The sequence below is a fragment of the Trichocoleus desertorum AS-A10 genome, assembly GCF_039962155.1.
Taxonomy (GTDB): Bacteria; Cyanobacteriota; Cyanobacteriia; order FACHB-46; family FACHB-46; genus Trichocoleus.
In genome coordinates this window covers 1-4117 of the sequence record NZ_JAMPKN010000115.1, presented here as the reverse complement: position 1 = coordinate 4117, position 4117 = coordinate 1, and the positions used below count along the sequence as shown (strand labels likewise).

Annotated in this window: 8 protein-coding genes and 1 pseudogene; all 9 read right to left on the bottom strand. The window is 49.2% G+C overall.

The features are described 5' to 3' along the window. On the bottom strand, positions 1 to 689 hold a 689-nt coding region (locus NDA01_RS31505), incomplete at its 3' end, for an ISKra4 family transposase (RefSeq protein ID WP_348231157.1). After that, the gene (locus NDA01_RS31500) at positions 677 to 886 is read right to left on the bottom strand and encodes a hypothetical protein (RefSeq protein WP_348231156.1); all 210 of its coding nucleotides are present in this window, start codon (positions 884 to 886) and stop codon (positions 677 to 679) included. The genes NDA01_RS31505 and NDA01_RS31500, both read right to left, overlap by 13 nt. 42 nt (positions 887 to 928) lie before the next feature. Beyond that, positions 929 to 1294: a hypothetical protein gene (locus tag NDA01_RS31495; RefSeq protein WP_348231155.1), complete on the bottom strand. Its 366-nt coding sequence runs from the start codon at positions 1292 to 1294 to the stop codon at positions 929 to 931. 65 nt (positions 1295 to 1359) lie between these two features. Then, positions 1360 to 1800, bottom strand: coding sequence for a hypothetical protein (locus NDA01_RS31490; RefSeq protein ID WP_348231154.1), 441 nt, complete (start codon positions 1798 to 1800; stop codon positions 1360 to 1362). A gap of 141 nt (positions 1801 to 1941) precedes the next feature. After that, a pseudogene (locus NDA01_RS31485) lies at positions 1942 to 2447 on the bottom strand (IS6 family transposase); the annotation flags it as partial. A gap of 132 nt (positions 2448 to 2579) precedes the next feature. Beyond that, on the bottom strand, positions 2580 to 2852 hold the full coding sequence (locus NDA01_RS31480) for a CPBP family glutamic-type intramembrane protease (RefSeq protein ID WP_348231153.1): 273 nt from the start codon (positions 2850 to 2852) through the stop codon (positions 2580 to 2582). A gap of 33 nt (positions 2853 to 2885) precedes the next feature. After that, complete coding sequence (locus NDA01_RS31475) at positions 2886 to 3206, bottom strand: hypothetical protein (protein WP_348231152.1); 321 nt, start codon at positions 3204 to 3206, stop codon at positions 2886 to 2888. 29 nt (positions 3207 to 3235) lie between these two features. Beyond that, positions 3236 to 3610: a nuclear transport factor 2 family protein gene (locus NDA01_RS31470; protein WP_348231151.1), complete on the bottom strand. Its 375-nt coding sequence runs from the start codon at positions 3608 to 3610 to the stop codon at positions 3236 to 3238. Positions 3611 to 3682: 72 nt separating this feature from the next. Next, positions 3683 to 3976, bottom strand: coding sequence for a hypothetical protein (locus tag NDA01_RS31465; RefSeq protein ID WP_348231150.1), 294 nt, complete (start codon positions 3974 to 3976; stop codon positions 3683 to 3685). Positions 3977 to 4117 lie beyond the last annotated feature (141 nt).

The following is a 4117-nucleotide window of genomic DNA, read 5'->3' as shown; positions in this document are numbered from 1 at the left end:
TTCACAATGCGGTGGCGATGTTTGCGGAGATACTCACAGAAGTTCTGTGCTTGTCTTTTCTGAACGTCTTCAAACGAGAGAATGGTTGCATCCACTTTCCCCATCCACAGTAGCGCTTCGGTTTGATGGAGACGCTTGAGCGAACCCCTGACCTTGTAGAGATTTTCTTTGAGATGATACCAATCGAGGATCTCCCAACGACACTCTGCGGTCGCGATTTGACCCACCAGGTTCCAAACTCCGTCATGGCCATCTCCTAAACAGGTCAAGGGATTTTCTAAAGCTTGAGCATTGACCCAGTCAATCAGTTGAGCATTGTTTTGAAAGTTGGCAACGCTACCTTGTGCGGTAGCAATGGCTTTGTAGTCTCGCCATTGACAGACCTCTCCCAATGGCGTTCGTACCCGCACCTTTCCCCCATCCACACCGAGTTCTGTAATGGGCTGCTGGGTCGTTGGCAACTCAAAGCTCTGATGATGTACCAAGCGTTGTTGAGTTTTAGCTGGAATGCGAATCCCGGTGAGATAAGCCACATCACGCTCTGACTGCTCATAGGACACATTAGCACTTAAGCGCAGACAACAGTTCTCTAAATGGGGACTCAACTGTCGGTAGGAAGCAACTGCCAGTTTCTCTGCTTGCCTCGTGGTGATTTCTAACTGTCCTAGTGTACTTTTTAGCCTTCGCACTCTTCCTGCTTGCGTGCCGCTAACCACTCGGATAAAAAACGCCCCAATTCTGGACTGACATGGGCTTGAATCTGCTCTCGAAGCGTCAACTCAATGCCTTCGAGCGTTTTCATCGCTTCCGGGTCACTTTCGGCGTACAGAATTTGAGCAATCGCTTCGAGATGAACTTTGAGGGCTTGTGCTTGAGCAGGAGTCATGTCAGGGGTTGCAACAATGAATTGCCTCTATCCTGACTGATTTCACCGAACCTCGCAAAGGTGACATGCTCCCGACTGAAGTAGGTCATGATTGAGGGAAAAGTATCCTTCAGTATGCAGCTCGTAGGGTTGGTGAGTGTCACTGAGAATGATGTAACCATCTCGCTTGCTGGCAGAAGCCTTGGCAATCTGCACCAATCGAATCTTATGCTCTCCCATGAGTGTAAAGAGATAGGTTTCACACAAGTATTTGGTTTCATCCATCTCATCGCCAGTTTGCGCGGTTAGCACAATCAGACTTTGGAAGTCATGGAAGGGACGAGATTGAAGCTCCAGCATCCAACGGACTAGAATTGCTGTGCTCTCAATTCCCATACCCCAGTTGAGAAGATGTAGTTGAGGAATCATGACTTAGAGACAAAAAGCCCTCCAAATAGGAGTCTGGATGCACTGATAAAAGAGGGGTTGTAGTCTTAAATAGGAGTTTCTGTTCGTTCAGTGATATGCAGGAACCCACTATTAGTACCTTCTGGGTTTGCCTGAGCAATCACATAGAAGAAGGCTTCTGCATTAGATTGTTTAACAATCAGGTAAGGGTAACCCTCATGAGTTAAGCCAGCCTGGTGAATTTGACCACCAATCAGCCTGGCAAGCTCTTGTTGATAGGGGTTCATCGTAATGCTCCAATTAGTCTGTATTTGTCGAAGCCAGCTATGAAAATCGATGCTTTGCGGTTCAGGCGTGCGATCGCTAGGTTTAAGTTTGCGCGTGCGTTCATAAATAGCTTCTGGCACTACGCTTTTTAGATGGGCGTCAATGACATTGAAATTGACGATATAGAGATTGCTCCAGGGAAGACTGATATGAAAGCGGTGAGATTCACCAAGCAGGTTGAAATTTAGATAGTGCTCCATCTTGCATTAAGGCTAAACGTTTGAAGCATTTAGAGCGGTAGCTCTGAAGTTGACTTAGGGAATAAAGTCTCGAATTCTTGGCCGAGTTTATTCCCTAAGTCAACTTTAGGGACGTTTAACCAGCCGGATGGAGTTCAGAGGATTCAAATACTTCACCTGCCGTAATTCGGTCTCAGCCATCAGGGGTTCCTCCTGCTTCAGCGCTTCAATTGCCACGGGATAAGCCGCATTCTTGTCCACATTGATAACGCGCGGTTTCTCGACATGACTAGCTTTCAGCAGTTTACAAAAAAACTGAGTTGCCGCTTACCATCCCGCTTCGCACTTAACATGAAATCTAGCGTGTTCCCATCTGAGCCCACTGCACGATACAGATATTTCCATTTCCCTTTGATCTCGATATACGTCTCATCAACCCTCCAGGAGTCGTTAGTGGGACTTAGATGCGGACGAATCCGTTTATCCACCTCTGGTGCGTACTTCAACACCCAACGGTTAATAGTCGAATGATCTACTTCCACCCCTCGTTCTGCCATCATCCCCTCCAAATCTCGATAGCTCAAGGAATAGCGACAATACCACCGCACATTTACCAGGATGATCTCAGGCAAGAAATGCCGCCACTTGAACAGAGTAGGAGTAGACATTAGAGCAGGAGAAGGCAAGGTTAGGACTATTTACCTTACTACCCACCAATTTTTGCGACACAACCGTTCCGTCAATCAACGAGACCACAGTCCACGACAGACCCGGAACGAGGAAGTAGTTGGAAAAGACCGTCAGCCACCCGTGATCGCCTCTGGGTTGCTAAGGTGCGGCAGCGTGAAGATCACGGCTGACACAATCACCAGAAAGACACGATTACTCCAGATGAGGCTCGTACCTTGCACGATGTATCCACGGAAGAAAAGCTCCTCGGTGGTGGTTTGGATGGCGGTGAAGATCAGTGCGATCGGTACGAAGAGCGCCAACGCTGCCAGGTTGGAGTTAAAGGAAGAGGTGTCGGGGTAGAAGAGGTACTGTCCCAGCCCACCGATTAGGCAGAATGGCACGAACCACGCCACGAAACCATGCCCGACGCGATATCAGCTTATCTTCTCCTGCGCCGTGATCAGCGTCAGGGGAGGGCGGCGGTGGATGAGGGAGACGGTGAGCAGGGTTCCCCCGAAGAAGCACGGGAAACCCGCCATGATCACCAGGAAGCTGCGCACAGAACCGAGCGTGGAGTAATCCGCTTGCCTGAACGCTGCAAACCCCTCCTGTCCGCCGATGGCGATCGCCACGAGTAAGCTGGCAACGGTGCCGACAACCAGCCACGCAAAGAGGAGGATTACCAGCCCCAGAAGATACCGCCACCAGCGGTGACTACCTCGCCGAGCAGCCTCCACATAAGTTGCATTTTTCATGAGAATATATCCTGACTTTTGCAGATGATTTACCCTGCGCTACTGGTTTCATCCTTGACCTTGTTGATCACGAAAGCCTTTAATTCGACCATCTTGCCGCCGCGAAAGCACCAGACATCGTAGTACGAGTAATGAGCCGCCTTCCCGTCTTCGTCCTTCAGTGTGATGTCGCCGAGTGCCGTGACGAAATCCCCCTCAGCGATCAAGTTCGCAACGGTATTCAAAGGCGGTACCACATACTCTGTTGCCATCCATCGGCGAACGGCTGCTTTTCCTTTCAGGGTCTTGTCCCCTACGAACGTCCATTTCGTGTCGTCAGTGCAGAATGACAAGAATCCTTCATAGTTGCCTGCAGCGTTCGCCGTGTTTGCCGCTTCTAAGATGGCTTTATTGTTCTCTGACATCTGAATCTCTCCTCCATTTAAAGCAACAAAGTGGTGTGAGTTGTTATGCTGTTGCCCCTCACTGGTTTACTTCTAGGGACCGGTAAACGGCTTACATTGAATCGCCTTCACATTTCGCAGATAGTTCAACTGTGGCTCGAAGCCAGTCGGACAGAAGACATAAACATTGTCCTGAGATCGGCTAATGACTAAACGGTAGCTGGGTGGAATCCCTCCAGAACTTCCGATCAGTTCGATTCTGGGAATCACTTGTGAACTGACTTGAGCCAGGGATGGAAAATTGAACAGTAGGAGTACGCCGAACAGAATTGTGATTGCGATTGTGGTTGTAGTTGTGATTTTGGTTGAAAGAATCTTTCGGTTCATGAGAAATCTCCTGTGGCTTGTGGTTGTTTAATGTTCTGTTGTTTCCAAGGAAGCGGTGATCGATAGGGGTTTTCGTGCATATCCAGGACTTCCCAGGTGGTTGGATTGACTCGCCCTGTAACTGGGATTCCGTATCGTCGC